Below are 19160 nucleotides of genomic sequence, written 5' to 3' on the forward strand. Positions count from 1 at the left end.
GAATATTCGTGCCTGTATATCAACGATCAGCCGTACGGAGCGGCAGTGTTCCGTGCAGCGGACCGCTGTGTTGTTCACCCGCGCGGCGGTTCGCCCGCGGGGCTGTTCACCTGCGGGGCTGTGCGTCCAGCACCTGCTGGAGCGCCTCGAACTCCTCGACGCACTTGCCGGATCCGAGGGCCACCGAGTCCAGCGGGTCCTCCGCGATGTGGATCGGCATGCCGGTCTCGCGGCGCAGCCGCTCGTCCAGTCCGCGCAGCAGCGCGCCGCCGCCGGTCAGGACGATGCCGCGGTCCATGACGTCGCCGGAGAGTTCCGGCGGGCACTTGTCGAGCGTGGTCTTCACGGCGTCGACGATCGCGTTGACCGGTTCCTCGATGGCCTTGCGGACCTCGGCGGCCGAGATGACCACGGTCTTGGGCAGTCCGGAGACGAGGTCGCGGCCGCGGATCTCGGTGTGCTCGTCCTTGTCCATGTCGTACGCCGAGCCGATGGTGATCTTGATCTGTTCGGAGGTGCGCTCGCCGAGGAGGAGCGAGTACTCCTTCTTGACGTGCTGGATGATCGCGTTGTCCAGCTCGTCACCGGCGACCCGGATCGACTGGGCAGTGACGATTCCGCCCAGCGAGATGACCGCGACCTCGGTGGTGCCGCCACCGATGTCGACGACCATGTTGCCGGTGGCCTCGTGGACCGGCAGCCCGGAGCCGATGGCCGCCGCCATGGGCTCCTCGATGATGTGCACCTGGCGCGCGCCGGCCTGCGTCGATGCCTCGATCACGGCGCGTCGCTCGACCCCGGTGATGCCGGAGGGCACGCAGACGACGACCCGCGGGCGGGCCAGGTAGCGGCGCTTGTGGATCTTCAGGATGAAGTAGCGGAGCATCCGCTCGGTGATCTCGAAGTCGGCGATCACGCCGTCCTTCAGGGGCCGTACGGCAACGATGTTGCCCGGTGTACGCCCGATCATCTTCTTGGCCTCGGAGCCGACCGCCAGGATGCCGCCGGTGTTGGTGTTGATGGCCACGACGGACGGCTCGTTCAGAACGATGCCGCGCCCCCTGACGTACACCAGCGTGTTGGCAGTCCCGAGGTCGATAGCCATGTCACGGCCGATGAACGACATTGAGTTCCCCTTGTTCCCCATGAGGATGCGTCGGGCCTTCCGAGAAAGCGATGTGGCTTGTTCTGGTCGGCGAGGTGAGCGCGGCGGGCGTGGAAGATTCCATCGTAGTGCCGCAATGACGGACACCGCGCGAGGGTCCTTCGCCATTGTGGGCGGAACGGGTGGCCGTTCCACTCATGGTGACGTTACGTCGGAGGGATGCGTTCCCGCGATCCCGGACCCTATACCGAAGGGCGACCGAATTAATTCGGTCGCCCCAGGTCTTGAGCGCTGTTCGGCTGATCGGCGATCAGGCGATTCCGGGGAAGAAGAGCTTCAGTTCCCGCTCCGCGGACTCCTCGGAGTCCGAGGCGTGAATGAGGTTCTCCCGGGTGATCGTGCCGAAGTCGCCGCGGATGGAACCGGGCGCGGCGGCGATCGGGTCGGTGGGGCCGGCCAGCGTACGGATGCCCTCGATGACCCGCTCGCCCTCGGCGACCAGCGCCACGATCGGACCGGACTGCATGAACTCGACGAGCGGCTCGTAGAACGGACGGCCGACGTGCTCGGCGTAGTGCTGCTCCAGCGTGGCGCGGTCGAGGGAGCGCAGCTCCAGTGCGGTGATCCGCCAGCCGGCCTTGCGCTCGATCCGCCCGACGATCTCGCCGACCAGTCCGCGCCGGACAGCGTCGGGCTTGAGGAGAACGAGGGTGCGCTGGGTCATGGTGTGCGGCTCCTTGCAGGCATGCGGGTGCGGTGAACCGAGGCTACAGGGGTACGGGGAAGGCCCGGCGGCCGGGTTTGGCCCACAGGCACCGCGTCAGCCGCCGGCCGGGGATCCGGCCGCCTCCTGCGCCGCCGCCCAGCGGGCCTTCGCCTCGTCGATCTTGCGGCCGTAGTGCACCGAGGCCCACCACAGACCGGCGAAGACCACACCGAGGATGAACATCATCGGGACGACGAAGCCGCTCAGCACCAGGGCGATCTGCAGCGCCCAGCCGAGCTGTATGCCGCCGGGGCGGGTGATCATTCCGCAGAGCAGCACGGAGAGCAGCATGCCTGCGCCGCAGACCGTCCAGACCGTGGCACCGGTCAGGTCGTCGGACTTCATCGCGACGAGTCCGGCGAAGCCGATCACGAAGAACTCGCCGATCAGCGTGGATGCACAGAGCGTACGCATGGGTCAGCGCCTTCCCAGGAGCAGCCGGGCCTCGCCGACCGTGATCACGGAGCCGGTCACCAGAACACCGGCGCCCGCGTATTCGTCCTCCTCCTCGGCGAGGGTGATCGCCGCCTCCAGGGCGTCGTCCAGGCGTGGCTCCACCTGGACGCGGTCCTCGCCGAAGACCTCGACCGCGACGGCGGCCAGCTCGTCGACGTCCATCGCGCGGCCGCTGGAGTTCTGCGTGATGACGACCTCGGCGAAGATCGGCTCGAAGGCTTCGAGGAGCCCCTTGACGTCCTTGTCGGAGCTGGTGCCGACCACACCGATCAGCCGGGAGAAGCCGAAGGCCTCGGAGAGCCCGTCGGCGGTGGCGCGGGCACCCGCCGGGTTGTGCGCCGCGTCCAGGACGACAGTGGGGCTGGAACGGACGACTTCGAGGCGGCCCGGGGAGATCACCGAGGCGAAGGCCCGGCGGACCGTGTCGACGTCGAGCGAGCCGGGCTGCTCGGCGCCGATCCCGAAGAAGGCCTCCACCGCGGAGAGCGCCACCGCCGCGTTGTGCGCCTGGTGGGCGCCGTACAGCGGGAGGAAGATCTCCTCGTACTCGCCGCCGAGGCCGCGCAGCGTCAGCAGCTGCCCGCCGACCGCGATCTCGCGGGAGACGACGCCGAACTCCATGCCCTCGCGGGCCACCGTGGCATCGACCTCGACGGCCTTCTTCAGCATGACCTGCGCGGCGTCCACCGGCTGCTGGGCGAGGATGACCGTGGCGCCCTGCTTGATGATCCCGGCCTTCTCACCGGCGATCTCGGCGGGCGTGGTGCCCAGCCGGTCGGTGTGGTCCAGCGAGATGGGCGTGACGACGGCGACCGAGCCGTCGATGACGTTGGTCGCGTCCCAGCTGCCGCCCATGCCGACCTCGACCACCGCGACGTCGACCGGGGCGTCGGCGAAGGCCGCGTAGGCCATGCCCGTCAGTACCTCGAAGAAGGAGAGCCGGTACGGCTGCTGGGTGTCGACCATCTCCACGTACGGCTTGATGTCCTGGTACGCCTCGATGAACCGCTCGGGGTCGATCGGGGAGCCGTCCAGGCTGATCCGCTCGGTGATCGACTGGACGTGCGGCGAGGTGTAGCGGCCGGTACGCAGGTCGAAGGCGCCGAGCAGCGCCTCGATCATGCGGGCCGTGCTCGTCTTGCCGTTGGTCCCGGTGATGTGGATCGAGGGGTAGGCGCGCTGCGGCTCGCCGAGCACGTCCATCAGCGCGGCGATGCGCGTGACGGAGGGCTCCAGCTTGGTCTCGCCCCAGCGTCCGGCGAGCTCCTGCTCCACGGCGCGCAGCGCCTTGTCCACCTCGGGGTCGGCGGGGCGGGCCGGGACCTCGTCGCCCTGCGGCGGCCCGGAGCGGGTGCGCAGCGTGCGGCTACCGGCCTCGATCACCGCCAGGTCGGGGTCGCGCTGGGTCTCTTCGTCGACGATCTCCGCGAAGGCGTCGTCGGAATCGGAGTTGTCGTGCCGGTCGGAAGGGCGGGGCTCACTCACGGGGCCAGTCTACGGATGGCCACGGACATCGCGCGCAGCGCCCGGTGGCGGACCGGGACCACCGGCGCCGGGACCGCTGTCGGCATGTCGCGCCGAGCGGGCGCATGGTGGGAAGTGTGCGCCCCCGTCCCCTGATCGCCGCACCCGACGGCCTGCACCCGGCACTCGCCCGGCTGACCGCCGACCCGCGGTACGAGACGCTGGTCGTCCGTACCGGTGAGAGCGCGCTGCGCGCCCTGTACGAGTACCGCCCCGACAGCCTGATCCTCAGCCTCCGGCTGCCCGGCCTCGATCCGTGGGAGGTGCTGGGCCGGGTGCGGGACATGAGCGATCTGCCGATCGCGGTGGTCGACCGGCGCGGGCCTTCGTGCGCATGCTGCGTGACCGCGACGGCTGGGCGAGGACCCGGCGCAACGCGGAGCCGGTGACCGCCGGCCCGGTGGCGCTGGAGTCCTGACCGTACGCGGAAAAGGGCGAAGCCCCCGTCCCTCTGGTCGGTCAGGGGAACGGGGGCTCCGTGCTCAGGTCATCAGCTCTGCGGCAGGTTCGCCAGCTGACCGGAGATCCGCTCGATGTCGGCCTCGGCCTTGGCGAGCCGGCCACGGATCTTGTCGACGACATTGTCCGGGGCCTTGCCGAGGAACGCCTCGTTGGAGAGCTTGCCGACCGCCTGAGCCTTCTCCTTCTCGGCGGCGCCCAGGTCCTTCGTCAGGCGCTTGCGCTCGGCCTCGACATCGATGGTGCCGGAGAGGTCGAGCGCGACCGTGGCGCCCGCGACGGGCAGCGAGGCGGTGGCGTGGAAGCCCTCCTCGGCCGGCTGGAGCCGCAGCAGCTGGCGGATGGCCGCCTCGTGCGGGGCGAGCGGCGTGCCGGTCAGGGTGAGCTCGGCCGGGACCTTCTGGCCGGGCTGCAGGCCCTGGTCGGAGCGGAACCGGCGGACCTCGGTGACGACCTGCTGGACGAGCGCGATCTCCTGCTCGGCCGCGTCGTCGCGGAAGCCGGAGTCGGTGGGCCAGTCGGCGATGACGAGGGACTCCCGGCCGGTGAGCGCCGTCCAGAGCGTCTCCGTGACGAACGGGACGACCGGGTGCAGCAGTCGCAGCATCACGTCGAGGACCTCGCCGAGGACCCGGCCCGAGACCTCGGCCGGCCTGCCGCCCGCGAAGAACGTGGTCTTGGACAGCTCGACGTACCAGTCGAAGACCTCGTCCCAGGCGAAGTGCCGCAGCGCCTCGCTGAGCTTGGAGAACTGGTAGTCGTCGTAGTACGCGTCGACTTCGGCAACCGTCTTGCCCAGCCGGGAGAGGATCCAGCGGTCGGTCACCGACATCTCGTCGGCGGACGGCAGTTCGCCCTCGATCGTCGCGCCGTTCATCAGCGCGAAGCGGGTGGCGTTCCAGATCTTGTTGGCGAACTTGGCGGAGCCCTGGACCCACTCCTCGCCGATCGGGACGTCGACGCCGGGGTTGGCACCACGCGCCAGGGTGAAGCGCAGCGCGTCGGAGCCGTACTTGTCCATCCAGTCCAGCGGGTTGACGACATTGCCGAAGGACTTCGACATCTTCTTGCCGTGCTCGTCGCGGACCATGCCGTGCAGGACGATGGTCTCGAACGGCGGGACGCCGTCATTGACGTACAGGCCGAACATCATCATCCGGGCGACCCAGAAGAAGAGGATGTCGTAGCCGGTGACCAGGACGGAGTTCGGGTAGAACTTCGCGAGGCTGTCGGTCCGTTCGGGCCAGCCGAGGGTGGAGAAGGGCCACAGGCCGGAGGAGAACCAGGTGTCCAGGACGTCGGCGTCCTGCGTCCAGCCCTCGCCGGTCGGCGGCTCGTCGTCCGGTCCGACGCAGACCATCTCTCCGTCGGGGCCGTGCCAGACGGGAATGCGGTGCCCCCACCACAGCTGGCGCGAGATGCACCAGTCGTGGAGGTTGTCGACCCAGTCGAAGTACCGCTTCTCCATCTCCTGCGGGTGGATCTTGACCTTGCCGTCGCGGACGGCGTCACCGGCCGCCTTGGCGAGCGGGGCGACCTTGACCCACCACTGCATGGACAGCCGGGGCTCGACGGTGGTCTTGCAGCGCGAGCAGTGGCCGACGGAGTGGACGTACGGACGCTTCTCGGCGACGATCCGGCCCTCGGCGCGCAGCGCGGCGACGATCGCGGAGCGGGCCTCCAGCCGGTCCAGGCCCTCGAACGGACCGGGGACGGTGATGACGGCGCGCTCGTCCATGACCGTGAGGAACGGCAGGTCGTGGCGCGTACCGATCTCGAAGTCGTTCGGGTCGTGCGCGGGAGTGACCTTCACGGCACCGGTGCCGAACTCCGGGTCGACGTGGTGGTCGGCGACGACGGGGATCGTGCGGTCGGTCAGCGGCAGCCTGATCTGCTTGCCGACGAGGTGCTTGTAGCGCTCGTCGTCGGGGTGGACGGCGACGGCGGTGTCGCCGAGCATCGTCTCGGCGCGGGTCGTGGCGACGACGATGGTGTCGTCCCCGTCCCCGTACGCCATCGAGACCAGCTCGCCGTCGTCGTCCTGGTACTCGACCTCGATGTCCGAGATCGCCGTCAGACAGCGCGGGCACCAGTTGACGATGCGCTCTTTGCGATAGATGAGCTCTTCGTCGTACATCCGCTTGAAGATGGTCTGGACGGCGGTGGACAGGCCCTCGTCCATGGTGAAGCGCTCACGGGACCAGGCGACGCCCTCGCCGAGGCGGCGCATCTGGCCGGAGATCTGGCCGCCGGACTCGTTCTTCCACTTCCAGACGCGGTCGACGAAGGCCTCGCGGCCCAGGTCGTGGCGGGACTTGCCCTCCTTGCCGAGTTCGCGCTCGACGACGTTCTGGGTGGCGATGCCGGCGTGGTCCATGCCGGGCTGGTAGAGCGCCTCGAAGCCCTGCATGCGCTTGCGGCGGACGAGGGCGTCGATCAGCGTGTGCTCGAAGGCGTGTCCGAGGTGCAGGCTGCCCGTGACGTTCGGCGGCGGGATGACGATGGAGTACGGCGGCTTGTCGCTGTGCTCGTCGGCTTCGAAGTAACCCCGTTCTACCCAGCGCTCATACAGCTTCCCCTCTACCTCGGCCGGTGCGTACTGGGTCGGCAGTTCGGGGTTGCTGGCTGGCGTCTGCTGAGTCTTCTCGGTCACGGTGGACAGTTTAGGGCCGTCACAGTCGTGCACTGAAACCGGTTTGTTGAGTAACGGAGTGACTCCCGGTGCTCCATACGGGGAGCCCTTCCGTCAGGATGTTCGGAACGCATAAGTATGACGAACAGGGGACACCGCAGATGAGCTACAACCAGCCGGGCCCGTACGGCGGCCAGCCGCCCCAGGGCCAGCCGGGTCCGTACGGCGGCCAGCCGCCCCAGGGTCAGCCCGGCCCCTACGGCCAGCAGCCGCAGGGTCAGCCCGGCCCGTACGGCCAGCAGCCGGGCCCGTACGGCGGCCAGCCCCCGCAGGGCCAGCCGGGGTACGGATACCCGCAGCAGGCCCCCCAGGGTGTCCCGCCCCAGCAGCAGCCCCAGCCGGGCTACGGCTACCCCCAGGCCCAGCAGCCCGGCCCGTACGGCCAGCAGCCACCCACTCCCCCGTACGGCGGCCAGGCGGCCTACGGCATGCCTCCCGAGGCTCCGAAGAAGAAGACCGGCCTGATCATCGGCGGCGTCGTCGTGGCGCTGGCGGTCATCGCGGGCGGGGTGTACTTCCTGACGTCGGGGGGTGCCAGCAACAGTGACGTGGCGGACTCCACCAAGGGGTACAAGCTGACGCCGCCCGCGGCTGTGGACGACTACAAGAAGGACACCAGTCCTTCGGCCAAAGAGCCGTCCGGCCCTCTGACAGGCACGGAGAAGACCAAGGCCGAGGCATCGGGAATCAAGAACCCCCAGCAGACCGGCGCCCAGTACCTCAGCGGCAGCGAGGACAACCCGCTGACCGCGAAGTTCCTCTACTTCAACGGTACGTGGGGTGAAGTCAGCGACCCGGCCAAGGTCATCGACGGTTCCTTCAACAACGCCGAGCTGGAGATGAAGAAGAGCGAGAACTCGAACGTCTCACTGGTCGGCAGCGCCGAACAGGTCACTCCCCCCGGTTTCAAGGGCGCGCTGATGAAGTGCCAGAACCTCAAGGGCATCAACGAGAAGGGCGACGGCTCGGCGGCGAAGGGCCCCAAGGAGTTCATCATGCCCGTCTGTGTGTGGGCCGACTACAGCACGGTCGGTGTCGTCGTGGGCATGGACGTCGGCGGCGCTCTGACCAACAAGCCGATGCCCCAGGACGAACTGGCCGCTCTGACCGCGAAGCTCTACAACACGTCCCGCACCAAGGTCTGATCAGACTGCGGCATACGGAAAAGGGGCGCCCGGCCGGGCGCCCCTTTTCCGTATGTCTGCCGCTACGCGGACTTCTCGTGCCGCCCGCCGTCGCCCTTGCCGATCGTCCGCGGCTCGCGCGGGACCAGCGTCGGGTTCACGTTGTTGCGGACGACGTCAGCCGTGATGACGACGCGGGCGACGTCCTTGCGGGACGGCACCTCGTACATCACGGACTGGAGGACCTCCTCCATGATGGCCCGCAGGCCACGCGCGCCGGTGCCACGGAGGATCGCCTGGTCGGCGATGGCCTCCAGGGCCGGGCGGTCGAAGTCCAGCTCGACGCCGTCGAGTTCGAAGAGGCGCTGGTACTGCTTCACCAGCGCGTTGCGCGGCTCGACCAGGATCTGGAGCAGCGCCTCGCGGTCCAGGTTGTGGACCGAGGTCAGGACGGGCAGCCGGCCGATGAACTCCGGGATCATCCCGAACTTCACCAGGTCCTCCGGCATGACCTCCTGGAACTGGTCGCTCGCCTCGATCTCCCGCTTCGAACGGATCGTCGCGCCGAAGCCGATGCCCTTGGCACCCGCCCGGGACTCGATGATCCGCTCCAGGCCGGAGAAGGCACCGCCCACGATGAACAGCACGTTCGTCGTGTCGATCTGGATGAACTCCTGGTGCGGGTGCTTCCGGCCGCCCTGCGGCGGTACGGAGGCGGTGGTGCCCTCCAGGATCTTCAGCAGGGCCTGCTGGACGCCCTCGCCGGAGACATCGCGGGTGATCGACGGGTTCTCGCTCTTGCGGGCGACCTTGTCGATCTCGTCGATGTAGATGATCCCGGTCTCGGCCTTCTTGACGTCGTAGTCCGCGGCCTGGATCAGCTTCAGCAGGATGTTCTCGACGTCCTCGCCGACATAGCCGGCCTCCGTCAGCGCCGTCGCGTCGGCGATGGCGAACGGGACGTTGAGCATGCGGGCCAGCGTCTGCGCGAGCAGCGTCTTGCCGGAGCCCGTGGGGCCCAGCAGCAGGATGTTGGACTTGGCCAGCTCGATGGCGTCGTCCCTGCCCTGCGCGCCGCCGTTCTCACCCGCCTGGACCCGCTTGTAGTGGTTGTACACAGCGACCGAGAGGGCCTTCTTCGCGGGCTCCTGCCCGACGACGTACCCCTCGAGGAACTCGTAGATCTCGCGCGGCTTGGGGAGTTCCTCCCACCGCACCTCGGAGGTCTCCGCGAGCTCCTCCTCGATGATCTCGTTGCAGAGATCGATGCACTCGTCGCAGATGTACACACCGGGACCCGCGATGAGCTTCTTCACCTGCTTCTGGCTCTTTCCGCAGAACGAGCACTTGAGCAGGTCGCCGCCATCACCGATGCGTGCCACGAGGTGCTTCCCCTTCGCCTGGGAGCAGCTTGGTTCAGCGGCTCCTGGTGCCTCTATCCGACGGTACCTTGCCTTGGCCCCCGTTCGGGCCCCCCTTGGCACGGTTCACACGGCCAAGACCGGGCGAACGTGGCGTGCCAAGGGGTGAAGGCCGACGTCAGACGGCCGTGGCCGCCTGCTTGCGGGTCGACACGATCTGGTCGACGAGACCGTAGGCGAGGGCGTCCTCGGCGGTCAGGATCTTGTCGCGCTCGATGTCGTCGCGGATCTTGTCGATCGGCGTGGTGGAGTGCTTGGCCAGCATCTCCTCCAGCTGGGTGCGCATCCGCAGGATTTCGTTGGCCGCGATCTCCAGGTCGGAGAGCTGCTCACGGCCGGTCTGCGAGGACGGCTGGTGGATCAGCACACGGGCGTTGGGCAGCGCCATCCGCTTGCCGGGCGTGCCCGCGGCGAGCAGCACGGCCGCGGCGGAGGCCGCCTGGCCCATGCAGACCGTCTGGATGTCCGGCTTCACGAACTGCATCGTGTCGTAGATCGCGGTGAGCGCGGTGAACGAGCCGCCGGGGCTGTTGATGTAGATCGAGATGTCCCGGTCCGGGTCCATCGACTCCAGGCACAGCAGCTGCGCCATGACGTCATTGGCCGAGGCGTCGTCGATCTGCACGCCGAGGAAGATCACGCGCTCCTCGAAGAGCTTCGCGTACGGGTCGTACTCGCGCACGCCCTGCGAGGTGCGCTCCACGAAGCGCGGCACGATGTAGCGGTTGTCCACCTGCGGGCCGGTGTAGAGGCCGCTCGCGGAGGCGCCGGGGAAGTTGTTCATGTGGGTGTTCACCATCCTGGTGGCGTTCTGTGGCTGGGTGTCTCGGCGTACGAGAGGTGCGCGGGGCGGTGGAGCCGGATCCGGTGGGTACCGGATCAGGCGCCGGTGCCGCCGCCGCCCGGAACGCCCGATGCGATCGTGATGATCTCGTCGATGAGGCCGTACTCCTTGGCCTCCTCCGCGGTGTACCAGCGGTCGCGGTCGCCGTCGCGGATGATCGTCTCGACGGTCTGGCCGGAGTGACGGGCGGTGATCTCCGCCATCCGCTGCTTGGTGCGCAGCAGGTACTGGGCCTGGATCTTGATGTCCGAGGCCGTGCCGCCGATGCCGGCCGAACCCTGGTGCATGAGGATGTCGGTGTTGGGGAGCGCGAAGCGCTTGCCCGCGGTGCCGCCGGTGAGCAGGAACTGGCCCATCGAGGCCGCCATGCCCATACCGATGGTGACCACGTCGTTCGGGATGTACTGCATGGTGTCGTAGACCGCCATGCCGGCCGTCACCGAGCCGCCGGGGCTGTTGATGTAGAGGTAGATGTCCTTCTCGGGCTCCGCGGCGAGGAGGAGCAGCTGCGCGGTGATCTTGTTGGCGATCTCATCGTCCACCTGCTGACCGAGGAAGATGATGCGCTCGCCGAGCAGCCGGCTGTAGACCTGGTCACCGAGGCCTCCACCGAGGGACGGCTCACCGGCGGCGTAGGGCATCAGATTCGTCACGTATCCACCTGCTCGTCTCTGACGGCTCCGGCCGTCTCAGCGTCTTCGTACCGGGTGGGCAAGGACTCCCCTGCCCTTCCTATTCATGGACCCTAACGCGCAGGTGGGACAACGCCATCCCGCTTCCGCAACTGTTCGCTCGGAGCGCAAGCTCCGCAGTCCGCACAAGGGTTGTGGGGCACCGTACGCCATACGACGACGGGCACCGCACGCCGTACGACGACGGGCTCCGGACGCAGCGGCGTCCGGAGCCCGTCGTTCGGGTTCAGCGCGAGGCTCAGGCCTCGTTCTTCTCCTCGGCGGCCTCGGCGGCGGCGTCGGTGGTGCCCTCGGCGGCCTCGACGGCCTCGATGGCCTCCTCCGCCACGTCCTCATCGTCTTCCAGCTCGACGATCTCACCCTTGGTGTCGACGACCTTGGCGGCCTCGACGACCACGGCCAGCGCCTTGCCGCGGGCGACCTCGCCGACGAGCATCGGCACCTGGCCGCCCTCGACGACGGCCTGGGCGAACTGGTCGGGGCTCATGCCGGAGGAAGCAGCGCGCCGCATGAGGTGCTCGGTGAGCTCCTCCTGGTTGACGTTCAGCTTCTCCTTGTTGACGATCTCGTCCAGGATGAACTGGGTCTTGATGCCCTTGATCGCCTGCTCGGAGGTCTCGGCGTCGAACTCCTCGGCCGTCTTGCCCTGGATCTCCAGGTACTTGTCGAGGGTCAGGCCCATCTGACCGAGCTGGTGGTGCTCCAGGTTGTGCTTGCGGGTCTGGACCTCGTCCGCGAGCAGCTTCTCCGGGATCGGGACCTCGGCGAGCTTCAGCAGCTCGTCCAGGACACGCTCCTGGGCCTGGGTGGCCTGGTCGTACTGCTTGGTGTTCTCGAGGCGCTTGCGGCTGTCGGCCTTCAGCTCGTCGAGGGTGTCGAACTCGCTCGCCATCTGGGCGAACTCGTCGTCCAGCTCGGGGAGCTCACGGGCGGCGACGGCGGAGACCTTGACGGTGACCTCGGCCTCCTTGCCCTCGGCGGAGCCGCCCTTCAGCTCGGAGGTGAAGGTGGCCTCGCCACCCGCCTCCAGGCCGGTCACGGCGGCGTCGATGCCGTCGAGGAGCTCGCCGGAACCGATGGTGTACGAGACACCCTCGGCGACGCCGTCCTCCAGGACCTCGCCGTCGACCTTGGCCTGCAGGTCGATCGTCACGACGTCGCCCTCGGCGGCGGCGCGCTCGACCGGGTTGGTGGAGGCGAAGCGCTCACGGAGCTGCTCCACGGCCTTCTCGACGTCCTCGTCGCTGACCTCGAGGGCGTCGACGGTGACCTCGATGCCGGAGTAGTCCGGGATCTCGATCTCGGGGCGTACGTCAACCTCGGCGGTGAAGGCCAGCAGCTCGCCGTCCTTCAGCTCGGTGATGTCGACCTCGGGCTGACCGAGGACGTTGAGCTCACCCTCGTTGACGGCCTCGGTGTAGAACTTCGGGAGGGCGTCGTTGACGGCCTCCTCCAGCACCGCACCGCGGCCGAAGCGCTGGTCGATGACCCGGGCAGGGATCTTGCCCTTGCGGAAGCCCTTCACCGTGACCTGCTGGTTGATCTTCTTGTACGCCGCGTCGAGGCTGTCCTTGAGCTCCTCGAAGGGCACCTCGACAGTGAGCCGAACCCGGGTCGGGTTCAGGGTCTCCACGGCGCTCTTCACGGTTCGGTCTCCTTGTGGCTGACTTCTTGGGGTTCTGCTCCGCCGCACGGGTGGCGGCTTCGCGGACCGAGCCCGGTACATCAGACACACGGGCACGCATTTTGCATAGTAACGGCAAGGAGTCGGACTCCCACAATGCGATCTTGCCGGTGGTCGGGGTGGCCGGATTCGAACCGACGACCTTCCGCTCCCAAAGCGGACGCGCTACCAAGCTGCGCCACACCCCGTCGGTGCGACACGTAGGGTACATGCAGTCAGGCAGTGCATCGGCCGCTTTGCGCGGGCGGCACCGAACACGACACCGGGTGGCCGCAATCGGGTGTGCGGGCAGCGTCCGCGACCCGCTACGATGCTTCACGTGCCGACGGCCTCCGGGCCTGCGGTGCGGCTTTGCGGGCGTAGCTCAATGGTAGAGCCCTAGTCTTCCAAACTAGCTACGCGGGTTCGATTCCCGTCGCCCGCTCCATGCTTGGGCCCGGTCCGGCGAATTCCTCGCCGGACCGGGCCCTTTGCGTTCCTCATGTGTGGCGCCGGACTGCCCGCGCCGGAGCGCGGGCTGCCGGATCGGCCGGTTCAGAAGGAGATCTGGTTGACGGTCTCCGCTATCGAGTTCATGAACCTCTGGATCGACGGCGCCATCCCGGTCGATGCCAGGAAGAAGCCGAAAAGTATCGCGACGATCGCCGGCCCGGGCTTGATCGAGCCTCCCCGGATCAGGACCACCAGGATGATCGCCAACATCAGCACCACAGACAGTGAAATGGCCACGACTGCTCACACCCTTGGTCGGTCCGCCTTGCCGGCCCGGAGAAGTACGGCCGAGCACCCCTCCGTCCCGTCCATCGTGCCACCAACTCCCCTGTGGTCGCTGCCGCCTGACGGATCGATGTGACGGAATCGCGCCATCCTTGCGCCCCGCGTGCACTCGGGGCGCACAGCCGCACGAGGGGTCGCACGGGGTCTCCCAACACCTGTGAGTGAACTGTGGCCCAGCCATTCGCAATATCTTGCAGATGTGACGATTTCCATATCCACACACTTCATTCACATGGAATTCCAAGGTTTAAGTGCGATGAAATTCACGTCCCACAAAAACCTGCCGATATGCCCTATTTAAGGTGGATGAATCGGTGCATAGCGGGCGGTTGGCGGCGGTTTCACTTTCGATTGTGCGGGAGCATGCGATATCACCGAGCGGTTTTACGAATTCCGATCGAGGCGTCTAAGATGCATGGGATGTTCCACGCTCCGAACGAATTTCAGAGGGCCCCGCTCCCATCGGCGACCCGGGAGTCGGAGCCCAGACCCCGAGGGACGACCGTCACCGCGGCACCCCCCGCACCGGTGGCGAACAAGCCGTCGGCGGCCGCACCGGCGAAGCGGCGCGACGCCTACTTCGACAACGTCAAATACCTGGCCATCGTGCTCGTCGCGGTGGCGCACTCGTGGGAACCGGTGATGGACGGCAGCCGGACCGCCCGTGCGCTGTACATGGTGGCGTACACCTTCCACATGCCGGCGTTCATCATCGTCTCCGGCTACTTCTCCCGCTCGTTCGACATGTCCGCCGCCAAGGTGAAGCGCCTGATCACCGGCGTCGTCGTGCCCTATGTGGTGTTCGAGACGGCGTATTCGCTGTTCAAGCGGTACGCGGACGAGCAGGCCGATCCGTCGATCAGCCTGCTCGACCCCTGGTACCTCACCTGGTTCCTGATCGCGCTGTTCATCTGGCGGATCACCACTCCGCTGTGGCAGTCGCTGCGCCATCCGCTGCCGGTCGCGCTCGTCATCGCCGTGCTCGCCTCCTTCTCCCCGACGATCGGCGACGACCTCGATCTCCAGCGCGTACTGCAGTTCCTGCCGTTCTTCGTGCTGGGGCTCCGGCTGCGGCCCGAGCACTTCGAGCTGGTGCGCCGGCGCGAGGTGCGGATGCTCGCGCTCCCGCTGTTCGCCGGGGCCCTGGCGTTCGCCTACTGGGCGGCGCCGCGGATGCAGCTGGGCTGGTTCTACCGCAGCAACAGCGCGCAGGAGATGGGCGCCCCCTGGTGGTCCGGTGCCGTGATGACCCTGGCGATGTTCGGCTGCGCGCTGCTGCTCACCATCGGGTTCCTGTCCTGGGTGCCGCGCCGCCACATGTGGTTCACGGTCCTCGGTGCCGGGACGATCTGCGGCTATCTGCTGCACGGCTTCCTGATCAAGGGAGCCGAGTACGCCGGGGTGTTCGACGTCTACGACTGGCTCGCGGCGCCCGTCGGCCTGGTCCTGGTCTCCCTGGTCGCGGCCGTCGCCGTGACGCTGATGTGCACGCCACCGGTGCGGCGGGCGCTGCGCCCGGTGACGGAGCCGGACATGGACTGGGCGTTCCGGCGGGACTCGGCCGGGCTCTGAGCCCCGCCGGCGCGCGGATCAGTCCTTCGCCGTGTTGGCTGGATCCGATTGCTCGGTGGGCGATTCGCCCGGGGTGAGTCCCAGTAGCCCCCGTACCAGCGCATACTTCTCGGTCAGCCGGGTACGGGTCGCCGGTTCCAGTACGGCGAGGCGGGCCGGGTCCGCGTTGTGCGCCAGGTCGGACTCCTTGATCAGCAGCGCGCCCGGGGTGTCCAGGATGCGCCGGGTGTACGCACGGAGGTCCTCGCCGTCACGTCTGGTGACGGCGAGGACCATGTCCTTCACCTGCTGCGGCAGCGCGGCGCCGGCCAGCCACCGCTCCGACAGCGCGTCGTCCTCGACCGCGTCGTGCAGCCAGGCCGCGGCCATCTGTGCCTCGCTGCCGCCCCTGGTCCGTACCCCCTCGGCGACGGCGGCGAGGTGTTCGGTGTACGGGCGTCCCGCCTTGTCCCGCTGCTCGGCGTGGGCCTCGCGGGCGATCGCCTCGATTTCGGCCAGGGTCAGGTGTGCGTGCGGCTCGGTCATGGTCCGACTCTACGGACGGGCTCGCGTTCCCCCCTACGGACGGGGTTCCGCTCTGCGCAGGGCCGCGCGGGCCGGGACCGCCATGGCGAGCAGGCCGAGGCCGACCGTCGCGGCGACGAAGCTCCCGTACAGGACCGGCGGGATGTACGGCGACTCGCCGGTCAGGCCCCGCATCATCGGGAAGAGCGTGGCCATGGCGATGCCGGTGCCGAGCGCGGCGCCGGCCACCGTGACCAGCAGCGCCTCCCAGCGAATCATGCCCATGACCTGGCTGTGGGTGGAGCCGACCAGGCGCAGCATGGTCAGTTCGCGGCGGCGGTCCAGGACGGTCATCACCAGGGTGTTGACGGCGGCGATCGCGGCGAATCCGCCGAGGACCGCGGCCATGACGGTGTTGGCCCAGGCGTTGAGCTCGCGGTCCTTGTCCTGGGCCGCGGCGTAGCCGGAGGAGTCGGTGACGGTGCCGAGCACGGCGAGTTCCCGGGCGGCGGCGGGGGTGGCCCGTACGAGGACGTCGGTGGCGTACGGCGAGGTCATATGAGGCTTCAGGTCTGCCGCGGGGAAGGTGAGGAGGCTGGTGCCGAGGCCGCGTCCGTAGACCGCGACGACCTCCGGGTTCGCCTTGGTGCCGTCCGGCAGCCGCAGGGCGAGCCGGTCGCCGGTGCGCAGGTCCGCCGATTCGGCGAGCGTGGTGTCGACGGCGACGGTCCCGGGCCGCAGGCCGGTGAGGGAGCCGGTCCTGACGTCGAGGTCCTGGACCTCGGCGAGCTTCTTGCCGGAGCCGATGACGCCCTGGGCGGAGGCGCTCTGCAGGTTCACGCCGTCGCCGCCGGGGACCAGGACGGAGCCGCGGAGCAGTCCGACCGCGGTGGAGACACCGGGGGTGGCGGCGGCCCGTTCGGTCGCGTCGGAGCGGAGTCCCGCCGGGGCGGTGACGATGTGGTCGGCGGTGATCGCGTCGCGCTGCTGGTGTGCGGTCACCCGTTCCTGGCTGGTCTGCATGAAGACGAGCGTCGAGGAGAAGGCCATGGCGAGCACGATCGGGGTGATCGCGGAGGCCAGCCTGCGGGAGTTGGTACGGGAGTTGGCGGCGGCCAGTGAGCCCGACGCACCGGCCGCGCGCAGCGGGAGGCCGATGACGGCGGCGCAGATCCGGGCGATCACCGGGCCGAGCAGCCCGACCGCGACCATGAAGAGCATGACGACGCCGAGAGCGGCGTTCGCCGCGTCCTCGCCGACCGAGGAGGCGGCGACTCCGGCGAGGACCGCGCCGCCGGCGAGGGCGGCGATGCCGAGCGGGGTGCGGATCACGCCGAACGGGGCGCGTTCCACGGCCGTCTGGGCGAGGGCGAGTCCCGGCTTCAGCTTGGCGGGGCGCCGTGCGGCGAGGTAGCCGGCGCCCAGTGCGGTGAGCATGGTGGTGGCTGCCGCGATGGTCAGCGGCAGCCAGGAGATGTGCAGGTCGACGCTGTCGAGGGCCGCTCCCCGGTCCTGGAGCTGCCCGAACCACCACCTGGCCAGGGCGGCCCCGGGCAGGCAGCCGAGCGCTCCGGCGAGCGGGGCGACGAGCAGGGACTCGGTGGCGATGGTGCGGCGCAGCTGGCGCGGGGTGGCCCCGATGGCGCGCAGCAGGGCGAACTCGCGGCTGCGCTGGCCCACGGAGAGTGCGACCGTGCCGGCGGCGGTGAAGACGGCGACCATGGTGGCGACGCCGCCGAAGGAGAGGCCGAGTCCGAGGAGGAGTTCCCTGGTGCCCGCGAGCGCCGGGGTCTCGACGGTGCCCCGGTCGTCACCGGTGTGGACCCGGGCGGTCGCGGTGTGGCCGACGGCCTCGCGGACCTGGCCGGCGAGGGTGTCGGTGGCGGTGCCCCGGTCGGCGAGCACGGCGATGGCGTCGACCCTGCCGGGGTGGCCGGAGAGCTGTACGGCCTGCCGGTCGGCGAACCAGACGGTGGCGTCGGTGGCGGTGGTGCCCGACACCCGGAACTCCCGTACGCCGGCGGGTGTGTCGAGGGTGACGGTGTCACCGACCCGGCTCCCGGTGCCGGCCGGGACGACGGCCTCGTCGGTCCGGGGCGCGGTGCCGGTGACCAGCCGCGTGCCGGTGAGGGCGGTGGAGCCCCAGCCGTGCGCGGTGAGGGGGGTGTCGTCGTGTCGTACGGAGTAGCCGACGTCCCCGATCGCGGTGGCCGCGCCGGGGGCCGAGGCGGCCTTCGCCACCAGGGATTCGGGCAGCCGTGCGGTGTCCGGGAGGAGTACGTCGGTCTTCTCCTCGCTGTCGCCGCTGCCGGACCTCAGGTGGATCTTCTGGTCGGCGGCGACCACCACGGGGGCCTTGGCGTAGCGGTCCGCGGGTACGGAGGCGCGCAGGCCGGTCTCCGTCAGGATGCCGCAGGCGGAGACGACGGCGGCGGCGAGCAGGAGCGCGACGAAGGTCCCGACGAACGACGAGGGTTTGAAGCGGACGGCCGCGCGGGCGAGGCCGTTCGGGAGGTGCGGGGTGAACATCAGGCTGCTGCTCCTGCGTGGGCGGGGGCGGTGCGCGCGGTCAGCGCGGTCATCCGGGCGGCGATCCGATCGGCACCGGCGCGCGGCAGGCTGTCGGCGATCGCGCCGTCGGCGAGGAAGAGCACCTGGTCGGCGTAGGCGGCGGCGGCCGGGTCGTGGGTGACCATGACGACGGTGGCGCCGAGGCCGTCCACCGCGTTGCGGAGCAGGGCGAGGATCTCGGCGGCGGTGGTGGTGTCGAGGGCGCCGGTCGGCTCGTCGGCGAAGATCACATCGGGTCGGGTGACCAGGGCGCGGGCGACGGCGACGCGCTGCTGCTGGCCGCCGGAGAGCTGGCCGGGGCGGCGGTCGCCCTTGTCGCCGAGGCCGACCCGGGTGAGCATCTCGGCGGCTTCGCGGCGGGCGCGGGCGGAGCCGGTGCGCTGTCCGGCCAGGCGCATGGGCAGGACGACGTTCTGTTCGACCGTCAGCGACGGCAGCAGGTTGAAGGCCTGGAAGACGAAGCCGAGGCGGGTGCGGCGCAGCTCGGTGAGCCGGTTCTCGCTCATGCCGGTGATCTCGGTGCCGCCGAGGCGTACGGAGCCCTCGGTGGGGCGGTCCAGTCCGGCCGCGCACTGCAGGAAGGTCGACTTCCCGGAGCCGGACGGTCCCATGACGGCGGTGAAGGTGGAGCGCGGGAGGGCGAGGTCGATGCCCCGCAGCGCGTGGACGGCGGAGCCGCCCCGGCCGTACTGCCTGCGGACGCCGCGCAGTTCGACGGCGAGGTCCGAGGGTCCGGACACCTGGTGGGTGTCCGCCGTGTACTGACCGTCCTGCGCGCGCTGCCTGGTGCGTCGCAGCCCCATGATGTCCGCCTTCCGTTGCTCATCGGCCGCTTCTTCGACCATGACTCGAACCTACGGAGCTGGGGCGGGTGCGGAACATGGCGGCTGCTGGCGGATCGGGGGTGGGGGAAACCCCAGGTCCGACCGGGGGGAGGCGGAGCGCGGCGGGCGGGGCACCGGTGTTCCC

At 69.3% G+C, this 19160-nt stretch carries 16 protein-coding genes and 2 tRNA genes; 4 read left to right on the forward strand and 14 right to left on the reverse strand.

Annotated elements, in window-relative coordinates:
• Positions 1-106 precede the first annotated feature (106 nt).
• The 4 genes from AB0D53_RS14715 to AB0D53_RS14730 all read right to left on the reverse strand — a co-directional run bounded on the left by AB0D53_RS14715 (position 107) and on the right by AB0D53_RS14730 (position 3812).
• Positions 107-1126 carry a rod shape-determining protein gene (locus tag AB0D53_RS14715; RefSeq protein ID WP_317860288.1) on the reverse strand — a complete coding sequence of 340 codons (1020 nt, stop codon included), beginning with the start codon at positions 1124-1126 and terminating at the stop codon, positions 107-109.
• Positions 1127-1415: 289 nt separating this feature from the next.
• The gene (ndk, locus tag AB0D53_RS14720; protein ID WP_362445245.1) at positions 1416-1829 is read right to left on the reverse strand and encodes a nucleoside-diphosphate kinase; all 414 of its coding nucleotides are present in this window, start codon (positions 1827-1829) and stop codon (positions 1416-1418) included.
• A gap of 96 nt (positions 1830-1925) precedes the next feature.
• Positions 1926-2285, reverse strand: a complete 360-nt coding sequence (locus tag AB0D53_RS14725) for a DUF4233 domain-containing protein (RefSeq protein ID WP_362445248.1) — start codon at positions 2283-2285, stop codon at positions 1926-1928.
• A gap of 3 nt (positions 2286-2288) precedes the next feature.
• Entirely contained in the window at positions 2289-3812 is a 1524-nt protein-coding gene (locus tag AB0D53_RS14730) for a folylpolyglutamate synthase/dihydrofolate synthase family protein (RefSeq protein WP_362445251.1), read from the reverse strand.
• 116 nt (positions 3813-3928) lie between these two features.
• Here AB0D53_RS14730 and AB0D53_RS14735 point away from each other — a divergent pair, with 116 nt between their 5' ends.
• The gene (locus tag AB0D53_RS14735) at positions 3929-4240 is read left to right on the forward strand and encodes a hypothetical protein (RefSeq protein ID WP_362445254.1); all 312 of its coding nucleotides are present in this window, start codon (positions 3929-3931) and stop codon (positions 4238-4240) included.
• 101 nt (positions 4241-4341) lie between these two features.
• Here AB0D53_RS14735 and AB0D53_RS14740 read toward each other — a convergent pair whose 3' ends face one another.
• The gene (locus AB0D53_RS14740; protein WP_362445258.1) at positions 4342-6963 is read right to left on the reverse strand and encodes a valine--tRNA ligase; all 2622 of its coding nucleotides are present in this window, start codon (positions 6961-6963) and stop codon (positions 4342-4344) included.
• 140 nt (positions 6964-7103) lie between these two features.
• Between AB0D53_RS14740 and AB0D53_RS14745 the strand changes: the two genes are divergently transcribed.
• The gene (locus tag AB0D53_RS14745; RefSeq protein ID WP_362445261.1) at positions 7104-8147 is read left to right on the forward strand and encodes a hypothetical protein; all 1044 of its coding nucleotides are present in this window, start codon (positions 7104-7106) and stop codon (positions 8145-8147) included.
• A gap of 62 nt (positions 8148-8209) precedes the next feature.
• Here the strand turns inward: AB0D53_RS14745 and clpX are convergent, their stop codons facing one another.
• The 5 genes from clpX to AB0D53_RS14770 form a co-directional block, all read right to left on the reverse strand.
• On the reverse strand, positions 8210-9508 hold the full coding sequence (clpX, locus tag AB0D53_RS14750) for an ATP-dependent Clp protease ATP-binding subunit ClpX (RefSeq protein ID WP_072483632.1): 1299 nt from the start codon (positions 9506-9508) through the stop codon (positions 8210-8212).
• Between the two features lie 157 nt (positions 9509-9665).
• On the reverse strand, positions 9666-10346 hold the full coding sequence (locus AB0D53_RS14755) for an ATP-dependent Clp protease proteolytic subunit (RefSeq protein WP_093898221.1): 681 nt from the start codon (positions 10344-10346) through the stop codon (positions 9666-9668).
• 80 nt (positions 10347-10426) lie between these two features.
• Entirely contained in the window at positions 10427-11032 is a 606-nt protein-coding gene (locus AB0D53_RS14760; protein ID WP_177328013.1) for an ATP-dependent Clp protease proteolytic subunit, read from the reverse strand.
• Between the two features lie 289 nt (positions 11033-11321).
• Positions 11322-12728, reverse strand: coding sequence for a trigger factor (gene tig / locus AB0D53_RS14765; protein ID WP_362445265.1), 1407 nt, complete (start codon positions 12726-12728; stop codon positions 11322-11324).
• Between the two features lie 150 nt (positions 12729-12878).
• Positions 12879-12955: transfer RNA gene (locus AB0D53_RS14770), tRNA-Pro, on the reverse strand.
• 165 nt (positions 12956-13120) lie between these two features.
• Here AB0D53_RS14770 and AB0D53_RS14775 point away from each other — a divergent pair.
• Positions 13121-13194: transfer RNA gene (locus AB0D53_RS14775), tRNA-Gly, on the forward strand.
• A gap of 107 nt (positions 13195-13301) precedes the next feature.
• Here the strand turns inward: AB0D53_RS14775 and AB0D53_RS14780 are convergent.
• Positions 13302-13496 (reverse strand): hypothetical protein, encoded by a 195-nt coding sequence (locus tag AB0D53_RS14780; protein ID WP_362445269.1) that lies wholly within the window; start codon positions 13494-13496, stop codon positions 13302-13304.
• A 468-nt stretch (positions 13497-13964) separates the two neighbouring features.
• Here AB0D53_RS14780 and AB0D53_RS14785 point away from each other — a divergent pair, with 468 nt between their 5' ends.
• Positions 13965-15116: an acyltransferase family protein gene (locus AB0D53_RS14785; RefSeq protein WP_362445272.1), complete on the forward strand. Its 1152-nt coding sequence runs from the start codon at positions 13965-13967 to the stop codon at positions 15114-15116.
• An 18-nt stretch (positions 15117-15134) separates the two neighbouring features.
• On the opposite strand, the gene AB0D53_RS14790 is transcribed toward AB0D53_RS14785, so the two are convergent.
• Genes AB0D53_RS14790 through AB0D53_RS14800 form a run of 3 tightly spaced genes read right to left on the reverse strand, consistent with a single transcriptional unit; the run spans position 15135 to position 18994 of the window.
• A complete protein-coding gene (locus tag AB0D53_RS14790; RefSeq protein WP_362445275.1) occupies positions 15135-15641 on the reverse strand; it encodes an HD domain-containing protein in 507 nt (168 codons plus the stop codon).
• A gap of 33 nt (positions 15642-15674) precedes the next feature.
• Positions 15675-18149, reverse strand: coding sequence for an FtsX-like permease family protein (locus AB0D53_RS14795; protein ID WP_362445278.1), 2475 nt, complete (start codon positions 18147-18149; stop codon positions 15675-15677).
• Positions 18149-18994 carry an ABC transporter ATP-binding protein gene (locus AB0D53_RS14800; protein ID WP_362445660.1) on the reverse strand — a complete coding sequence of 282 codons (846 nt, stop codon included), beginning with the start codon at positions 18992-18994 and terminating at the stop codon, positions 18149-18151. Before AB0D53_RS14800 ends, AB0D53_RS14795 begins: the two co-directional genes overlap by 1 nt.
• Positions 18995-19160 lie beyond the last annotated feature (166 nt).

The sequence above is a fragment of the Streptomyces sp. NPDC048295 genome (assembly GCF_040652135.1).
Lineage (GTDB): Bacteria > Actinomycetota > Actinomycetes > Streptomycetales > Streptomycetaceae > Streptomyces.

Excerpts from the sequence above, each read along its gene's own strand:
- AB0D53_RS14725 (WP_362445248.1), bottom strand. The coding sequence starts at position 2,285 with ATGCGTACGCTCTGTGCATCCACGCTGATCGGCGAGTTCTTCGTGATC.
- AB0D53_RS14715 (WP_317860288.1), bottom strand. The coding sequence starts at position 1,126 with ATGTCGTTCATCGGCCGTGACATGGCTATCGACCTCGGGACTGCCAAC.
- AB0D53_RS14800 (WP_362445660.1), bottom strand. The coding sequence starts at position 18,994 with ATGGGGCTGCGACGCACCAGGCAGCGCGCGCAGGACGGTCAGTACACG.
- AB0D53_RS14760 (WP_177328013.1), bottom strand. The coding sequence starts at position 11,032 with ATGCCCTACGCCGCCGGTGAGCCGTCCCTCGGTGGAGGCCTCGGTGAC.
- ndk (WP_362445245.1), bottom strand. The coding sequence starts at position 1,829 with ATGACCCAGCGCACCCTCGTTCTCCTCAAGCCCGACGCTGTCCGGCGC.
- AB0D53_RS14790 (WP_362445275.1), bottom strand. The coding sequence starts at position 15,641 with ATGACCGAGCCGCACGCACACCTGACCCTGGCCGAAATCGAGGCGATC.
- AB0D53_RS14755 (WP_093898221.1), bottom strand. The coding sequence starts at position 10,346 with ATGGTGAACACCCACATGAACAACTTCCCCGGCGCCTCCGCGAGCGGC.
- AB0D53_RS14785 (WP_362445272.1), top strand. The coding sequence starts at position 13,965 with ATGTTCCACGCTCCGAACGAATTTCAGAGGGCCCCGCTCCCATCGGCG.
- AB0D53_RS14795 (WP_362445278.1), bottom strand. The coding sequence starts at position 18,149 with ATGTTCACCCCGCACCTCCCGAACGGCCTCGCCCGCGCGGCCGTCCGC.
- AB0D53_RS14745 (WP_362445261.1), top strand. The coding sequence starts at position 7,104 with ATGAGCTACAACCAGCCGGGCCCGTACGGCGGCCAGCCGCCCCAGGGC.